A 16,906-nucleotide genomic window follows, 5' to 3' on the forward strand; every position below is an offset into this window, starting at 1 on the left:
GTGTCCTGGCCGTACGCGGAGTTGATCTCCGGGAAGGGAAAGAAGTCGAGGTCGTCCAGGTCGGCCTTGTCGGTGAACTGCTGGGCCACGAAGGAGCCGAGGAGGTACATGCCGGCCTTCTTCGCCACCAGCGTCTGCGCGGCGTCCTGCCAGGTGCGGCCCATGAAGCCGTCCTGGTGGTAGGGGAGCAGCTCGGCCCAGTGGTCGAAGACGGCCTTGACCTTCGCGTCCGTCCAGGAGGCCTTGCCGGCCATCAGCTGGACGTGGAAGTCGTAGCCGTTGAGGCGGAAGTTGATCTGGTCGAAGGTGCCCATCGCGGGCCAGGCGTCCTTGTCGCCGAAGGCGATCGGGACCAGGCCGTCCTTCTTCATCCGCTTGCACAGGGCGACCAACTGGTCCCAGGTGGTGGGAACTTCGTAACCGTGTTGCCGGAAGACGCTTTTGCGGTAGAAGACCGCCCAGGGGTACGTGGTCAGCGGCACGAAGTAGTACTTGCCGTCCGCACCCTTGCTCAGCTTCTTCATGGCCTCGGGGAAGTTGCCCCCGATCTTCTCCCACACGTCGTCGACCGGGCTGGCGAGGCCCTTGGCCGCGAAGAACTGCATGCGGTAACCGGCGAACCAGTTGAACACGTCGTCCGGGGTGCCCTGCAGATACGAGTTGATCTGCTCCTGGAAGGTGTTGTGGTCCTTGGTGTTCACGTCGACCTTGAGACCGGACTGCTTGGTGAAGGCCGTGTAGATGTCGCCGTAGGCCTTCTTCGGCACGGCGTCGGACTGGTTGGAGCCGACGGTGACGGTCTTGGGGTCGGAACCGGAACCGCTGCCGCCGCAGGCGGACAGCAGGGGTATGCCGGTCCCGGCGAGGAGGGCGGCACCGCCCGCTCCGCGCAGCAGGGAACGGCGGCTGGGACCGGGGAGGGACAGACCGGAGGGGGAGAGGCGCATGGCGGCTCCTGAGGAATGCAGGGTTCGGCCAAGGGGGTGAGTTGATCACCGAAAGGTCTTCGAAACCGCTCAGAAACCAACTCGACCGAACATCGTGGGCGTAATAACAGCCCCAGGTCCGCTCATGCGTCAATAGCTCCGGTCGCAACGGGGGGTCTCTTGCCCGAAACGTAATCGTCACCGTCGCGGGGGGTCGCGGCCCAGGTGAGACGCTTCGTCCCGGGCATCCGGACCTGCTCGTGAAATGATGTCCTGACAAACTATGGACAGCGGGCCGGGCAGGGGGCTTGTATCCCTTCCGTGGGCCCGGCGCACGGCGACCCGGAGGTGAAGCGATGACCGACCGACCCGCCCACGGCACCGCCGTCACCGCCGTCACCGCCGTCCGGGAACCGCCCCCCTCCGCCGGCGGGCCCCTCGTCGAACTGTTCTTCCTCGGCTCCGAGACGGCCAAGGGGCCTCGGCCGCTGGGCCGGCTCGACATCGTCCGGACGAAGGAGACCACGGACCGGGAACTGCACACCATGGGCGTCGTCCTGGACTGCCTGCTGAAGTCCATCGCCGCCGCCCGCGACCGCGGCCTCGGCGTCATCTTCATCACCCACCCGGCGCAGAACTCGTCACGCTCAGGCACGAGTCGGGCCAGGTGCACGGCGTCGACACGGGAGGGCCGCCCGAGGCGGGCGGCCTCGGCGCACCCGTGGCGACCTTTCCCGAAGGAGAGTCCTGAATCATGGCGCAGCCCACTTCGCTCGACCGCATCCGGGTCGGCTCGGCCCCGGACTCCTGGGGCGTCTGGTTCCCCGACGACCCCCGGCAAGTGCCCTGGGAACGCTTCCTCGACGAGGTCGCCGAGGCCGGCTACGACTGGATCGAACTGGGCCCGTACGGCTACCTGCCCACCGACCCGGCACGGCTCACCGACGAGGTGGCCCGGCGGAACCTGAAGGTCTCGGCGGGCACGGTCTTCACCGGCCTGCACCGCGGCCCCGCCGTCTGGGAGGAGACCTGGGCGCACGTCGGCCAGGTCGCCGCGCTCACGCGGGCGATGGGCGCCCGGCACCTGGTGGTCATCCCCTCCTTCTGGCGGGACGACAAGACCGCCGAACTCCTGGAACCCCCCGAGCTGACCGCCGAGCAGTGGGCCCACCTGACGAAGGGCATGGAACGGCTCGGCCACGAGGTCAAGGAGGCCTACGGCCTGGACATCGTGGTACACCCGCACGCCGACACCCACATCGACACCGAGGAACACGTCGAGCGCTTCCTGGACTCGACCGACCCCGACCTGGTCAACCTGTGCCTGGACACCGGGCACTACGCCTACTGCGGAGGGGACAGCGTCAAGCTGATCGAGACCTACGGCGAGCGCATCGGGTACCTGCACCTCAAGCAGGTCGACCCGGACATCCTCGCCGAGGTCGTCGCGGGCGGGGTGCCGTTCGGGCCGGCGGTGCGGCGCGGGGTCATGTGCGAACCGCCGTCCGGGGTCCCCGCACTGGGGCCGGTGCTGGAGGCGGCGCAGCGGCTGGGGGTGGAGCTGTTCGCGATCGTCGAGCAGGACATGTACCCGTGCGAGCCGGACAGGCCCCTGCCGATCGCGGTACGCACCCGCCGCTTCCTGCGGTCCTGCGGGGCCTGAGGGACCGGACCGTCCCGCCGGGCAGGGATGCCGTGCCGCCGGCCGCCGCGCCGGACCGGGCCGTGGTGCCGCCGGCCGCGGCCCGGTTCCTGCGTGGTCCCGATGGATTCGGTCACCGGATGGCCGGGAACCAACGGGGGCACGCGGTCGTTTCGAATACAACGGGGAACGCCCGCGCGGACGGGAGGACGAGATGACACACCGTACGGAAGCCCGCACCAGGCCCGAGGACCCGGCCGAGACCGCCGCGGCCCTGCGCCGCGACCGCTTCGGCTCGCTGCCCGAGCGGATACGTCCGCAGGACACGGTGGAGACCAGGCCGGCGACCGTGCCGGACCCGGCACGGGACACCTACAACCCGGACGAGTGGCTGATCCGGTACTGCGGCTGACGCGGACGGGCGGGGCGGCGCCGGACGACCGCCCGGCGCCGCCCCGGACGCTCACCCCCGGCGCGCCTCCGCGAGCGTCACCGGCCGGTGCTCGCGCAGGGACAGCGTGCACGCCTCGGCGATCCAGCCCGCCTCCAGCGCGTCCTCGACGGTGCACGGTGAGGGCAGGCTGCCGGCCACGACCTCGGTGAACGCGGTCAGTTCGGCGCGGTAGGCGGCGGCGAAGCGGTCCATGAAGAAGTCGTGCGGGGTGCCGGACGGAAAGGTCGCCCCAGGTTCGACCGAGCGCAGCGGCAGCTTGTCGTCGAGGCCGACGGCGATGGAGTCGGCGAAGCCGTGGATTTCCATGCGCACGTCGTAACCACGCGCGTTGTGCCGGGAGTTGGACACCACCGCGAGGGTGCCGTCGTCCAGGGTGAGGATCGCGCCCGTGGTGTCGGCGTCGCCGGCCGCCTCGATGTAGTCGGCGCCCCGGTTGCCGCCCACCGCGTAGACCTCGGTCACCTCGGCTCCCGTCACCCAGCGGATGATGTCGAAGTCGTGCACGGAGCAGTCGCGGAAGATGCCACCGGACGCGGCGACGTACGCGGCCGGCGGCGGCGCCGGGTCCAGGGTCGTGGAGCGGACGGTGTGCAGCGGGCCGAGCTCACCGGCCCGTACGGCGGCCCGCGCGGCGGCGAAGCCCGCGTCGAAGCGCCGGTTGTAGCCGATCTGGACCGGTACGCCGCTGCCCCGCACGGCCTCCAGGACCTCGACGCCCTCGCCCATCGTCCGGGCGACGGGCTTCTCGCAGAAGACCGGGACGCCGGCCTCGACGCCCGCCAGGATCAGCGCGGGATGGGCGTCGGTGGCCGCCGCGACGACGAGGCCGTCCACCCCGGCCGCCAGCAGGGCCTCGGGCGAGTCCGCGACCTCGGCGCCGAACCGCTCGGCGGCGGCCTTGGCCGCCTGCGCGAACGGGTCGGCGACGACGAGCGACTCGACGGCGTCCAGGCCGGCGAGGGTCTCGGCGTGGAAGGCGCCGATGCGGCCGAGGCCGAGGATTCCGATACGCATGCGGTACTGCTCCTAGGGTTGTGCCGAGTCCTGGTCGAGGCCGCCGGGGCACGTCCCGTCCCGCTCGGTCACCGACCCGGTGCGGCATCCGCCAGGCCGGCCCGTACGTACGGCGCCCCGCGCACGCAGGTCCGCGCAAAAGCGGTCCCCGCGCACCGGCCGCCGCCGTGGACGCGGCCGGCGCGGCGCGGTCCTGCCATTCTTGTCAGTACAAACCCCTCGAACAAGCAGCGGCCGGTGCTGCCGTCGGCGATCCAGGTGGTCACTCCGTACGACGTGCCCGCAGGCTGACCCACCGGCCGCTGCGCGCCGACTCCGCCATGGCGTCCAGAGCGGTCGCGCTGTACACCGCGTCCGCGAGAGTGGTGCCGTACGGCGTGCCCTCGGCGATGGAGCGGACGAAGCGGTACGCCTCGATCACCTTCAGGTCGTCGTAGCCCATCGCGTTCGCCGCACCCGGCTGGAACGCGGCGAACTCGCCGGCGCCCGGGCCGACGTACACCGTGCTCACCGGCTGGTCCTGGTAGGCCGAACCGCGGCTGACCCGCAGCTCGTTCATCCGGCGGAAGTCCCAGAACACCGCGCCCCGCGTACCGTGCACCTCGAAGCCGTAGCTGTTCTGCTCGCCGACCGAGACCCGGCAGGCCTCCAGCACCCCACGGGCACCGGAGGCGAAGCGCAGCAGGCAGCCGGCGTAGTCCTCGTTCTCGACCGGGCCGGGCTCGCCGCCGGCGGCCGGCGCGTGCCCGGCCGTCGCACCGCTCGGACGCGCCCGCTCCGGTACGAAGACCGCCGTGTCCGCGGTCAGCGCCGCGATGTCACCGAGCAGGAACCGGGCCAGGTCGACGCCGTGCGAGGCCAGGTCGCCCAGTACCCCGCTGCCGCCCCGTTCGCGTTCGTACCGCCAGGTCAGCGCAGTGTCCGGGTGGGCCGCGTAGTCACTGAAGAAGCGGATGCGCACATGCGTGACCGTGCCGAGCTCACCGGAGGCGATCAGTTCGCGGGCGGTCTCCACGGCGGGTGCGTTGCGGTAGTTGAAGCCGACCGCGCCCTGGACGCCGGCCCCGGCGACCGCGTCGGCGACGGCGCGGGCGTCCCCGGCGGTCAGGCCCACCGGCTTCTCGATCCACAGGTGCTTGCCGGCCTCGGCCATCGCCACCCCGATCTCCCGGTGCAGGAAGTTCGGCACGGTGACGCTCACCGCCCGCACCCGCGGATCGGCCGCCACCTCCCGCCAGTCGCGGGTCGCCGAGGCGAACCCGAACCGCTCGGCGGCCTCCTCCGCCCGTCCCGGCACCTCCTCGGCCACCGCGATCAGCCGGGGCCGCAGCGGCAGCCGGGGATAGTGGTGCGGGAGGCGGGCGTACGCCCGGGTGTGCACCCGGCCCATCCAGCCGAACCCGACGACCGCGACACCGAGCGCGTCCACCATGACTGCCGCCTCCCTGTCGGAAACTGGGTCGGACCGGTCCGGGGGACGACGGGCCCGCCCGCGGCCGGCCTCACAGACTGATCGCGTACGCCTTGCGCAGCGTCTCGTGCACCGTCCAGGTCGTACGGTCGCCCGCGCGGAGCACCGCCAGGTCACCGGGCCCCACCGTCAGCGTCGGCCCGTGGGCCACCTCGATCGTCGCCGACCCGCTGATCACCACGAACAGTTCGTCCGCCTCCGTGTCCGTGACCACGCCCGGGGTGATCTGCCAGATCCCGCGGATCTGCCGGCCGTCCGCCGACTCCCAGACCACCTTCCCGGTGACCTCCGGGCTTCCGGAGACGATCTGGTCCGGGTCCAGGGGCTCGGGTTCGAGGTCGGCGTCGGCGATGTGGAGCGCGAAGCTGGGCGTCATGCGGTTGACCCTAGTCGGCGCGCGAGCCCCGCCGCCGTCGACAGGGTGTGCGGCATCGGGCCCGGTGGCAGGACACTTCGTCGGGCCGCGCGGTGGCGGGGACGCCCGGCCCGCGTGATCGTGGGGACATGGCTGACTCCACGGCGGTCGCCACGGCACCGTCCCGGCACCAGAGCACGCGGGAGATCGTGCTCTTCGGCGGGGTGTACGGCGCCGTTCTCGCCAGTTCCATGGTCGCGGCGCTCACCCAGTACGGGCACACCTCCGCCGAGGTCCGCGGGTACGACGCCGCGTGGGTGCTGGTCACCGCGTGCGCCTCCGCCCTCGCCCACGGCTACGCCCACTACATCGCCGAGCGCGCCCCGCACCGCCGCTGGGACATCCTGCTCGCCGTCCGCAACGAGTGGCCGCTCGTCGCGGCGGTCCTGCCCACCGTCTTCCTGCTGGCGGGCGCGCGCTGGGGATGGTGGCCCGCGAAGGGGATCGAGTACGCGGCGTTCGGCCTCAACGTCGTGATCCTGTTCGCGCTGGGGCTCCTCACCGCCCGCTGGTCCGCCCGCAGCTGGCCGGTCGCCGTCCTGATGGGGCTGGGGGACGCGCTACTCGGGCTGATCGTGGTGGTGGCGAACGCGCTCATCAAGTAGCCGGCGACCCGTGCCGTCCGGCGGGTGGGCGGGTCAGCGGGTGGGCGGGTCAGCGGGTGGTGCGGACACCGGCCATGCGGTCGTCGGGACCCGGCCGCGCTGGGCGTCGTCCTCGCCCTCCTGGTCCCGGTACGCCGCCCCGCCCGGCCCCCGCCGGTCCCGTCCCGGCCCGGGCACGCGTGCGCGTGCGGTAGGGTTGGCCTGCGTGATCACGCGGAACACCGCGTGAGACCGTGACGGGACGTGGCGCAGCTTGGTAGCGCACTTGACTGGGGGTCAAGGGGTCGCAGGTTCAAATCCTGTCGTCCCGACGGAGGCAACGCTTCGTAGTCGCGGGTCAAAGGGCTCCGCCTCACACTGGTGAGGTGGGGCCCTTGATCGCGCATCGGCACCCCGCAGGGGCACCGGGAACGGACCGGGTACACGATCCTGCTCCACACCACCTGCTGGTAGGTCGCCGCACGCGTCTTCAGCAAGTCCCTCTTCGCGTCGTACACGCAAGCCCTGGAAGGGTTGCGGGCCACGCTCGACCCGGCGTCCTGCACCTGCCCGGCCGGAGCCCGTCCCACGGACGTGGACGACGAATACGGCGTCGAGGCCGGGGTGAGCATGCTGTCCGAGGCCGGCCGTGCCGTGTTCGCCGAGGAGTACGGGCTGGAGGACGAGGAGCTGGCGGCGTTCGACTGCGAGGCGTTCCTCGCCGGCCTCGCCGACGGGGCCGCCGCCCGCATGCGCGAGGCCCACGAGGAGCTCTTCGGCAGTGCGGACGTCTCCCACCTCGACGCGCGGTTCCTCCAGGAGGCGATCCGGCGTTCCTGGGAGGACAACACCGGCCCCGTCGCGCTGTGGTCCGCCCGCCGCTGGCTGTCCGGGCAGGTGCGCGACGAGGAACGGATCGGCCTGTTCCTGTCCCTGTGGATGGGCATCGCCCAGACCTACGAAAGCCTGCCCCCCTACGCCCGCGACTTGGTCGCGGCCCTGGACACCATCGACGCGGACGCCTCGTGCGAGCACCCCCAGCACCCCTGGTCCGCGACCACGCACGTGGACTCCCGGTATGAGGCGGTGGTGCATCTCTACGCGCCCGAGGACCACCCGGACACTCCCGTGCCCGTCGAGCTCTCGGCCCGCGAACAGTGGGAATGCCCGGCGCACTACGCCGGGCTGGCAGCCGCGCCGCGGTCCCCGGCCCTCGTCCGCGTGGCGGCTTCCCTGCGGGCGACGTGGTTGCGGGTGCTGCTCCGATGTACAGCCGCACGTCAAGGGCCGGTTTCGGAACCATCCGAAACCGGCCCTCGGTCGTTCGCCGCCGGCGACCGGCATTCCAGTGCCCGTTCAGCGCTCTCTCAACGACCTCAGCAGCTTGATGTAGGCACTGTTGTACCGGGCGCCTTTGTCCAGGTAGGCGGCCCCCACCGCGGTGCCTTCCCGCAGGTACGCGACGAGGACTCCCTGCTCCGGCTCGTCCGGGTCTCCGCAGACGACCTCCATCGCGTCCGACGCCCTCGGATCGCCGGCGATCTGGATGCGCAGTCCGAGTACTTCCGTGGACATGCTGGGGAAGTATCCGATCGGGGAGGTCACGGAACCGTACCCCAACGACGACGCCAGGGACCGGCCCGCGAGATCACCCGTGTCGATCGCGTTCTTCCAGAATTCTCTGCGCGTGAGGCTCCCGGCCGTCCACGGGTCGGGGTACCGGGCCACGTCCCCGGCCGCGAACACGTTGTCCCAGGGCGAGACGCGCATGTACGCGTCGACGCGCACCCCGTCGGACAGGTCGAGGCCGTTCCCGTCCAGCCACTCCACATTGGGGACGCTCCCGATGGCCTCGATGAAGAGGGACCTATCGGAAAGGGACTGATCGGAAAGGGACCGATCGGGCGGGGGCTCCGCATGCGACGGTTCCGCGGCGCAGAGCAGTTCCCTCGCGGAATCGCCCGTCAGGAACGTGATGCCGTGCTGGACGAGCCGGCGGCCGAGCGCCGTCGCCAGCCGTTCGCCCAGGAGGCTCTCGAACGGCCCGCGGCGCAGTGCTTCCAGCATGAGGACTTCACAGCCGTACTCCTTGGCCAGCGAAGCGAGCTCACAGGCGACGAATCCGGCGCCCGTGATCGTGACCTTCTCGCTCGCCTGGAGCCGCTGGTGGACGTAGCGCGCATCGCCCAGACCGCGCAGGGTCCTGTGCGTGTGGAGCGCGCACTCCCCGCCGTCCCCGAACGCGGTCCGCGGACGTACGCCCGCGGCGATCACCAGAGCGTCGTACTCGAACGTTTCACCGGTACTCAGGCGCAGCGTCCTGCCGCTCAGGTCCGCGGACCGCACTCCGGTGCCGAGGCGCCAGGTCACGGCGTCGTTCTCGGCTCCCTTCACCCTTACGTCCTCGGCGATCGTGCTCTCGAGGGCGTCCGACAGGGGATAGCGCTTCTTCGTCAGACCCGGCCGGTTGTAGGTGCGGTGGGGCTCGTCCCCGAAGACGACGATCCTGGCGTCGACCTCGCGTTTGAGCAGGGCGTCGGCCGCTCGCAGTCCGGCTATGCCGGAGCCGACCACGGCGATGTGCGGCCGCCTGTCAGCCACCGGCGGCATCACGACTTCAGGGTGATCGCTTGCAGAGGGCAGGAGTCGGCAGCGTCCTCGATGTCGCCGGTGTTCTCCTCATCGAACGCTTCCTGGTATCGAAGCTCCCCGTTGTCGTCGAGCTCGAAGTTGGTCGGAGCCGAGATCGCGCACTGTCCGTGGTTCTGGCACTTGACCCTGTCGACAAAAATCTTCATGGTCCCTGATCTTCCGTCGCTCGTCCCTTTCGCCGGTTCTTTCTCCGGCGATCACGACCTTACGAGCCCGGTCGGGGCGGAGGAAGGAGTGGCGGCTGGCCTGAACCGGTCCTGGCCCGTTCAGGCCCTTCGCGGGCGGCCCGTGGGTGTGGCAATCGCGGCCGGCGATCCGTGCTGGTTTCCCCAACCGGCCTTCGGGCACTCGATGTTGACCTTGGAGGGTGTACGGGATCTCCGGGTCGCCGTAGAACCGCCTCTGACGGTTCTGGCATGCTTGCCCTGCAGGAAGCAACCGGCTAAGGTGGTTCCATGGCGGTGGTGTATTTTCCGGAGTTCCGTCTGGGCAAGGTGCTGACGACCAGCTTCACGGGTACCCTCTCGGAGCGTTACGGCGAGGCGCTGGAGCGCATTCCCGTGCCGTCCCGGTTCGCGGACTGGCTGGCGGTCAACGGACTCGCCGTCGACTCCTGCAGTCAGTCCCAGCTCGATCACGCCCGGGAGCTGCGGGAAGCGATCCACGCTGCCGCCACCGCCGTCGCGATCCACGACCCGCTGCCCTCCCCGGCCGTCGATGTCATCAATGACTGCAGCACGCACGGCCTGGCCTCGGCGGTCCTGACGGCCGAGGGCAGCCGGGAGTGGCGGCTGGGTTCCGCCTCCGTGGAAGACGCGCTCAGCGTGATCGCCGCCGACGCGATCAGCCTCCTCGCGGGAGAACGAGAAGGAAAGATCTCGTTGTGCGCTTCGCCGACGTGTCGGGCCGCGTTCGTCGACACCAGCCGCGGTCACACCCGCAGATGGTGCGACATGAACACGTGCGGGAATCGTGAGAAGAAGGCACGCTTTCTCGCCAACAAGCGCGCGAAGTCGGGCCTCGCCGACTGACCGTGCTGTTTCGTCACTGATCATCGTGACTTCGTGGTAGCGAGACTCCCGCGCTTCGTGGTCTCGCTGCCGAACGCTGCTCAAAAAAGGGGGAATCCCATGTACGACGTTCTGGGAATGGACGCCACGGCCGAGGTCGTCTACCGCGAGATGCTGGCACACCCGCAGGACGGTGTCGTCGATCTGATGCGCCGGCTCCGGCTGACCGAGCAGGCCGTACTGACGGCACTCGACACCCTCAGTGAACTGGCCCTCATAAGGAGTTCCTCCGAAGATCCCCGGAATTTCCACGCAGTCGACCCGCACCTGGCCGCGGACATCCTGCTGGCAAGGCAACGAGCCGAACTCGCCGCGCAACAGAAACGGGTACAAGAGGCCCAGGCCGCCGCCGTACGTCTCAAATCGGAGTTCACCCAGGACAGGGAAGAGTTACTCCGCCTGAACGGCGTCGACTGCGTCCGCGACTACCTGGCGACCCTGTACGACAGGGTGGAGGACGAACTGCTGACCTTCGCTCCGGGCGGAGCCCAGACGGCGGCCAATGTGCGCAGTTCGCGGCCGCTCGCCGAGACCCTGCTGGAGCGCGGCGTGCGGATGCGCACCGTCTACCTGGACAGCGCCCGCAACGACCCCGCGACCGTGGCGCACGCGGAGTGGCTGGCCACCCTCGGCGGGCGCATACGGAGCGTCCCCTCCTTGCCGAACCGCATGATCATCTGCGATCGGAGGATCGCCGTCGTCGCCGCCGACTGCGACGACACCGCAGCCGGGGCGGTCGTCCTGCAGACACCAGGAGTGGTGTCCTCGCTGTACGCCCTGTTCGACTGTGTCTGGCAGTGCGCCCGGCCCCTGGGCGACACCCCCTCACCCGCGGACACGCAGGGGCTGGGTCCCCAGCAGGCGGAGGTCCTGCGGCTGTTGTCCCAGGGGCACACCGACGAATCCGTCGCGGCACGGTTGGGCGTGTCGGCTCGCACGGCACGCCGTATCGCCACCAGGCTCATGGACCACCTCGGCGCGCGAAGCCGCTTCCAGGCCGGTGTGCACGCGGTCGCGAGGGGGCTCATCCGGCCATGAGGGTCCTCAGGGTCACTGGTCGACAAGCAGTGGAAGGGATTGACGATTCGAATAGGACAGTTGCCTCATGTACCTCGTCCATCTCGCGGTCTCCCCTCCGGGCGGCGATGCCTGCCTGCCTGCTGAGATCAGGCAGCTGCTGGAAGCCACCGCACCCGACGTTCTCGAACACGTCAGTGTGCACCTCCAGTCACGACCTCATCCCGTCATCGGTCTCTTCCTCCGGGTCGCGTCCCTGAACGAGGCCGAGTCGACCGCGGAACTGATCTGGGTGCGTGCCGCCGCCGCGTGCCCTCAGCTGGCCGACTGGGGCCTGCGGCGCGCCGAAGCGCCGCTCATGCACTACGAGTTCGACTGAGGCCGACCCCTGCACGGCGGCCCGTCGGCGCACGGCCCCGCGCGGCCGGCCGTCGGTATGGATACCCAATGCATACCCAATGCCCTGGACGCCTGATGTCCCGGGCGCCTGTTGTCCCGGGCGCCTGTTGTCCCGGACGTCTGACGCTCCGAACGCCTGATGCCCCGAATGTCCGGCCTTTTTCATCGGTTTGATTCAACGTACACGGGGAATATCGCGAACGCCTTGGATCCATTGGGCCGACACCAAGTCCGAGTGCGGGCCTAAATAGGTCAGGACCGATTCAGTCCACCCGCCAGTTCTTCCTTCGCCAGGCGGAAGCTCGCAGAATCGTGATTGCTGGATGACAAACCAGTGAGAGAGGCGAGCGATGAAAGAGCGGACATCCATCCCAGGCAGCTCACTCGCGAAGGAGCGGACCGTAAGCCGTCGGCTCGACGACGGCGGATGGCAGTGATTGTATGGCTATCTCGAACGACCACATCCAGGGCAATACGATGGCGGAACTCGCCGAGGAGTTCGGCACCCCGCTGTTCGTCTACGACGCGGACATCCTGGAAGACACGTACCGCAGGCTGCGCAGCGTGCTCCCCGCCGGTGTCGACGTCTTCTACTCGCTCAAAGCCAACCCCAACGTCAGTGTCTGCGCACTGCTGAACTCGTTCGGTGCCGGCGCCGAGGTCTCCTCCTATGCCGAACTCGTCACCACGCTCCGCGCCGGGGTCGCGCCCCAGGACATCATCTTCCTCGGCCCCGGCAAGGACGAACGAGAACTCACCGCGTGCGTCGAAGCCGGAATCCACGCGATCGTCTGCGAATCACTGGACGAACTCGACCTGCTGGACTCGCTGCTGGCGACCGCCGGCCGTGACGAGTTCCCGGTGCTCCTGCGGGTAAACCCCGCCTTCGGCAGCAAGGGGTCGGGACTGGCGATGGGGGGCAAGCCCCGGCAGTTCGGCATCGACGAAGCCGAACTGCGCGACTCCAAGCACCGGCTCGCGGCCCTGCGCCACATCCGGGTGAAGGGCGTGCACGCCTACATGGGGACACGGTTCCTGAACCACGAGGACGTCGTCCACAACACCGGCCGGATCCTGGCCACCGCGGAGGAGCTGGCCGGACGGCTCGGCTTCCCCCTGGAGACCGTGGACTTCGGCGGCGGACTCGGCGTCGCCTACTTCGACAACGAGGAGGACCTGGACCTCGACGCGCTGGGCACGGGACTGGCGGACGTCCTCTCCTCCTTCGCCGCGCGCAACCCGCGCTGCCAGATGATCATGGAGCTGGGGCGCTTCCTGACGGCCATGGCCGGCACGTACCTCATCCGGGCCCGCTATGTGAAGGACTCCATGGGGGAGAGCTTCGTGGTCGCCGACGGCGGTACCAACCACCACATGGCCGCGGTCGGCGTCGGCAGCTTCGTCAAGCGCAACTTCCCGATCCGCCACGTGGGGAGCCGGGACGCCGAAGCGCTGCGGCCCTACAGCGTGACCGGGCCGCTGTGCACGCCCAACGACGTCATCGCCAAGAAGGTCCGGCTGCCGGAGGTACGGCCGGGGGACCTGCTGGCGGTGGAGCGGTCCGGGGCCTACGGGCCCACCGCCTCACCCGGGCTTTTCCTCAGCCACGGCTTCCCGGCCGAGGTGATGGTGCACGGGGGGCGGGCCCATCTGATCCGGGAACGCGACACCACCGAGGACCTGCTGGCCAAACAGCACCTCGTCGACTTCCGCGCAGCATCCCGATGACCACCGCGGCAGACCGGGCCGCCCGGGTCGGGGTCGACGTCCTCGACTGCTCGGAACTGCGCCGCCTGGTCGAACGACCCTGGTTCCTGCGCTTCAGCTTCGCCCGGGAGGAACTGGACCACGCCGAGGGCCTCGGCGGCCGGCGCCGACTGGAGTTCCTGGCAGGACGATTCGCCGCCAAGGAGGCCATCCTCAAGGTCCTGGGCCTGGGCTTCCTGCAAGGAGTGTCGCCGCGCGAGATATGTGTGGAGCCCACACCGCACGGCGCCCCCGTCGTCCGTTTCCGGGGCAGAGCCGCCCAGTTGGCCCCGCCCTCCGTCTCGGTGTCCATCACCCACAAACAGGACGTCGTAGCCGCAGTCGCCATCGGCGTCCCCGGCCGCGGCGGTGCCGCGGCCGACATCGGACCCACCGCATCCACCGAACCGAAGGAGCCCGACGCCGTGTCGCCGCCCAGCACCAGCACCACCGCCCCCGCCCCCGCCCAGCACAGTGCCCACGGTGAACAAGCCCCGCAGACCACGGCCTTCCTGCGGGTGCGAGTCGGCCAGGAGGAAGCCCACTACGGGGGTGACCTGGTGGACGGCGCCCGCATCCTGCGGCTGTTCGGCGATCTGGTCACCGAGATCACCGTCCGCACGGACGGCGACGAGGGGCTGCTGGCCCAGTACGACGACGTCCGGTTCGCCGCACCCGTCAGGCCGGGCGACTACATCGAGGCCCGCGCACGACTGGTACGGCGGACCAGGCTGCGGCGGGTGGTCGAACTGGAGGCGCACAAAGTCCTCAGTGCCCGCCCGGGAGCGGGAGAGAGCGCCGCCGTCGTCCTCGACGCCCCTCAGCTCGTGTGTTCCGCCACCGCCACCACAGTCGTCCCCTACCGCAGGACGGACACGGCGACCGCCCCCCACCCCGTTGCCGAGGAGACCTGATGGGCCGTACAGCGCAGCTGCTGCACGAACTCCTGGAGTCGGCCGCCGAACGCAGCCCGGAATCCGCCGCGCTGAGTTCCCAGGGCCGCAGCCTGACCTACGCAGAACTCGCCGCCGCCAGCACCCGGACGGCCGCTGCCCTGCAGCGCGAAGGACTGCGGCGCGGCGACCGGATCGTCGTCACCGCGGCCGACGGGATCGGCATCGCCGTACTCCTCTACGCGGCCTCCCGCCTGGGCGCCGTCTTCAGCGTGCTGCACGAACAGGTACGCGGCGGGCCGCTGGAACACGTGCTGCGGGACTGCGGACCCACGCTGTTGGTCTCCGACGACCCCGCCGCGGGACGGACCGCCGCCGAGCACGGGGTGCGCTTCCTCGAACTCGACGAGCTGGTCCGGTCCGCCCTCGACGCCGACACCGACGAGTCACTCGCCCCCGGTGGCCCGAGCGCCCTGACGGTGGACCCCGTCAGCCTGATCTACACCTCGGGCACCACCTCGCTGCCCAAGGCCGTGGTCAGTACCCACCAGCAGGTGCTCTTCGCCGCCTCCGCGATCCAGGAGTGCCTGCGGTACCGCAGCGACGACGTCGTGTACTGCCCGCTGCCGCTCTCCTTCGACTACGGCCTCTACCAGGTCTACCTGGCGGCCCTGAGCGGCGCCCGACTGCACCTGGGCACGGTCGCCGAGGTCGGTCCGCCGCTGCTGCGCAGCCTGGAGGAAGCCGGGGCGACCGTGCTGCCCGCCGTGCCCTCCATCGCCGACCGGCTCGCCTGGCTGCTCCGGCGCAGCAGCTCAGGGCCGAGCCGGCTGCGGCTGCTGACCAACACCGGAGCGGCCCTGTCCGACACCACCATGGCCGCGCTGCGCGCCGCACTGCCCCGGCTGAGGATCCAGGTCATGTACGGCCTCACGGAGTGCAAGCGCACGGCGATCATGCCGCCGGACGGAGACCTCGACCATCCGGGATCCTGCGGACTGCCGCTGCCGGGCACCGAGGTCTTCGTCATCGACGACGACGGCAGCCGGCTGCCTCCCGGACAGATCGGCCAGTTCGTCGTGCGCGGCCCGAACGTCATGGCGGGCTACTGGAAACGCCCCGAGCTGACCGCCGAGCGTTTCCCTCGCGCGGAGGGACTCTTCCCCGAGCTGCGCACCGGCGACTACGGCTGGCTGGACAAGGAGGGCTACCTCTACTTTTCCGGCCGCCGGGACGACCTCTACAAGGAGCGCGGATTCCGTCTCAGCGCCACCGAGGTCGAAGCCGCCGCGACCCGTGTCGACGGGGTGACCTCGGCCGCCGTGCTGCCGCCCGAGGGCAAGCGGGGCGCGCTCCTCGCGGTGGTCGCCGACATCGGCGCGGACGAGGTGCGCGAGGGCATGCGCGACCACATCGAGCCCTTCAAGATCCCGCGGCGCTGCGTCCGCCTCGACGCCCTGCCCACCAACGGCAACGGCAAGGTCGACCGCAAGAAACTGGCCGCCCTGATCGAACAGGCCCCCGCCGCCCCGGTCACCGCCGAAGCCTCCCGGGCCGGCCTCGCCCACTGACCCTCCTCCCGCCGACCGCAGCAACTCCTCACCCCACACAAGGACATGACCATGGATCGCCAGAACGTCGTCACCGCCCTCGAGACCGCCCTCACCGACGTCCTGGAGCGGCCCGTCACCGGCCTCACCGGTGACGTGAAGCTCTTCGACGACCTGCACCTCGACTCGACCACCATGCTGGAGATGCTGATGGCCCTGGAGGACTCCATCGGCCTGGTCGTCGACCCGGAGGACCTGGACGCGGACGACTTCGTCTCGGTGGACACCTTCACCGACTTCGTCCTGCGCACCCAGCTCGAGCAGGTCTCCGCATGACGCTCATCCAGCCCGACCTGAGCGTCTTCACGACCCTGGAGTCAGAAGTGCGCAGCTACTGCCGCAGCTGGCCCACCGTGTTCGACCGGGCCCAGGGCAGCCGGATGTACGACGAGGACGGGCACGCCTACCTGGACTTCTTCGCGGGCGCCGGATCCCTCAACTACGGCCACAACAACCCGGTGCTGAAGCGCGCCCTGCTCGACTACCTGGAGCGCGACGGCGTCACCCACGGCCTGGACATGTCGACCACGGCCAAGCGCGCGTTCCTCGAGTTCTTCCAGAACACGATCCTGCGCCCGCGGGACCTGCCCTACAAGGTCATGTTCCCGGGCCCGACCGGCACCAACGCCGTGGAAGCCGCCCTCAAGCTGGCGCGCAAGGTCAAGGGGCGCGAGACGGTCGTCTCCTTCACCAACGCCTTCCACGGCATGTCGCTGGGCTCCCTGGCCGTGACCGGCAACGCCTTCAAGCGGGCCGGTGCCGGAGTGCCGCTCGTGCACACCACTCCCATGCCCTTCGACCACTACATGGGCGGGAAGACACCCGACTTCCTGTGGTTCGAGCACCTGCTCGCGGACAACGGGTCGGGGCTGGACAAGCCCGCCGCGGTGATCGTGGAGACGATCCAGGGCGAGGGTGGCATCAACGTGGCCCGCCCGCAGTGGCTGCGGGGCCTCGCCCGGCTCTGCCTCCAGCACGACATGCTGCTCATCGTCGACGACATCCAGATGGGC

17 protein-coding genes, 1 tRNA gene and 1 pseudogene are annotated in these 16,906 nt (G+C 70.2%); 13 read left to right on the plus strand and 6 right to left on the minus strand.

Annotation, left to right across the window (positions count from 1 at the left end; genetic code table 11):
• The coding region (locus IE312_RS16690) for an ABC transporter substrate-binding protein (protein ID WP_229899902.1) at positions 1-947 on the minus strand (947 nt) is incomplete at its 3' end.
• Between the two features lie 413 nt (positions 948-1,360).
• Between IE312_RS16690 and IE312_RS40430 the strand changes: the two are divergent.
• From IE312_RS40430 to IE312_RS16700, 3 genes and pseudogenes are all read left to right on the plus strand, one after another.
• A pseudogene (locus IE312_RS40430) lies at positions 1,361-1,677 on the plus strand (hypothetical protein); the annotation flags it as partial.
• Positions 1,678-1,680: 3 nt separating this feature from the next.
• Positions 1,681-2,589 carry a sugar phosphate isomerase/epimerase family protein gene (locus tag IE312_RS16695; protein WP_189982530.1) on the plus strand — a complete coding sequence of 303 codons (909 nt, stop codon included), beginning with the start codon at positions 1,681-1,683 and terminating at the stop codon, positions 2,587-2,589.
• A 193-nt stretch (positions 2,590-2,782) separates the two neighbouring features.
• Positions 2,783-2,980 (plus strand): hypothetical protein, encoded by a 198-nt coding sequence (locus tag IE312_RS16700; RefSeq protein WP_189982532.1) that lies wholly within the window; start codon positions 2,783-2,785, stop codon positions 2,978-2,980.
• A 51-nt stretch (positions 2,981-3,031) separates the two neighbouring features.
• On the opposite strand, the gene IE312_RS16705 is transcribed toward IE312_RS16700, so the two are convergent.
• The 3 genes from IE312_RS16705 to IE312_RS16715 form a co-directional block, all read right to left on the minus strand.
• Complete coding sequence (locus tag IE312_RS16705) at positions 3,032-4,036, minus strand: Gfo/Idh/MocA family protein (RefSeq protein WP_189982534.1); 1,005 nt, start codon at positions 4,034-4,036, stop codon at positions 3,032-3,034.
• Between the two features lie 262 nt (positions 4,037-4,298).
• Positions 4,299-5,468, minus strand: a complete 1,170-nt coding sequence (locus tag IE312_RS16710; protein WP_189982537.1) for a Gfo/Idh/MocA family protein — start codon at positions 5,466-5,468, stop codon at positions 4,299-4,301.
• 70 nt (positions 5,469-5,538) lie between these two features.
• Positions 5,539-5,883 (minus strand): cupin domain-containing protein, encoded by a 345-nt coding sequence (locus IE312_RS16715; protein WP_189982538.1) that lies wholly within the window; start codon positions 5,881-5,883, stop codon positions 5,539-5,541.
• Positions 5,884-6,011: 128 nt separating this feature from the next.
• Here IE312_RS16715 and IE312_RS16720 point away from each other — a divergent pair, with 128 nt between their 5' ends.
• A complete protein-coding gene (locus IE312_RS16720; RefSeq protein WP_189982540.1) occupies positions 6,012-6,527 on the plus strand; it encodes a hypothetical protein in 516 nt (171 codons plus the stop codon).
• A gap of 237 nt (positions 6,528-6,764) precedes the next feature.
• Positions 6,765-6,838, plus strand: a tRNA-Pro gene (locus IE312_RS16725).
• 1,024 nt (positions 6,839-7,862) lie between these two features.
• Here IE312_RS16725 and IE312_RS16730 read toward each other — a convergent pair.
• Both IE312_RS16730 and IE312_RS16735 read right to left on the minus strand, forming a co-directional pair.
• Positions 7,863-9,107, minus strand: a complete 1,245-nt coding sequence (locus IE312_RS16730; RefSeq protein ID WP_189982542.1) for an NAD(P)/FAD-dependent oxidoreductase — start codon at positions 9,105-9,107, stop codon at positions 7,863-7,865.
• Positions 9,108-9,115: 8 nt separating this feature from the next.
• Entirely contained in the window at positions 9,116-9,304 is a 189-nt protein-coding gene (locus tag IE312_RS16735) for a ferredoxin (RefSeq protein ID WP_189982545.1), read from the minus strand.
• 309 nt (positions 9,305-9,613) lie between these two features.
• On the opposite strand from IE312_RS16735, the gene IE312_RS16740 reads away from it, so the two are divergent.
• The 8 genes from IE312_RS16740 to IE312_RS40435 all read left to right on the plus strand — a co-directional run.
• On the plus strand, positions 9,614-10,189 hold the full coding sequence (locus IE312_RS16740; protein WP_189982546.1) for a CGNR zinc finger domain-containing protein: 576 nt from the start codon (positions 9,614-9,616) through the stop codon (positions 10,187-10,189).
• Between the two features lie 99 nt (positions 10,190-10,288).
• Entirely contained in the window at positions 10,289-11,266 is a 978-nt protein-coding gene (locus IE312_RS16745) for a helix-turn-helix transcriptional regulator (protein ID WP_189982548.1), read from the plus strand.
• 67 nt (positions 11,267-11,333) lie between these two features.
• Complete coding sequence (locus tag IE312_RS16750; protein ID WP_189982550.1) at positions 11,334-11,624, plus strand: hypothetical protein; 291 nt, start codon at positions 11,334-11,336, stop codon at positions 11,622-11,624.
• A gap of 461 nt (positions 11,625-12,085) precedes the next feature.
• Complete coding sequence (locus IE312_RS16755; protein WP_229899905.1) at positions 12,086-13,372, plus strand: type III PLP-dependent enzyme domain-containing protein; 1,287 nt, start codon at positions 12,086-12,088, stop codon at positions 13,370-13,372.
• Entirely contained in the window at positions 13,369-14,304 is a 936-nt protein-coding gene (locus IE312_RS16760) for a holo-ACP synthase (protein WP_189982551.1), read from the plus strand. Before IE312_RS16755 ends, IE312_RS16760 begins: the two co-directional genes overlap by 4 nt.
• Complete coding sequence (locus IE312_RS16765) at positions 14,304-15,854, plus strand: class I adenylate-forming enzyme family protein (protein ID WP_189982553.1); 1,551 nt, start codon at positions 14,304-14,306, stop codon at positions 15,852-15,854. The genes IE312_RS16760 and IE312_RS16765 overlap by 1 nt, the downstream gene beginning before the upstream one ends.
• Positions 15,855-15,905: 51 nt before the next feature.
• Positions 15,906-16,169, plus strand: coding sequence for an acyl carrier protein (locus IE312_RS16770; protein ID WP_189982555.1), 264 nt, complete (start codon positions 15,906-15,908; stop codon positions 16,167-16,169).
• Positions 16,166-16,906: aminotransferase class III-fold pyridoxal phosphate-dependent enzyme (locus tag IE312_RS40435; RefSeq protein WP_229899906.1), on the plus strand; the 741-nt coding region annotated here is incomplete at its 3' end. The genes IE312_RS16770 and IE312_RS40435, both read left to right, overlap by 4 nt.

The organism is Streptomyces capoamus, assembly GCF_014654935.1.
In the GTDB taxonomy this organism is placed as follows: Bacteria; Actinomycetota; Actinomycetes; order Streptomycetales; family Streptomycetaceae; genus Streptomyces; species Streptomyces capoamus.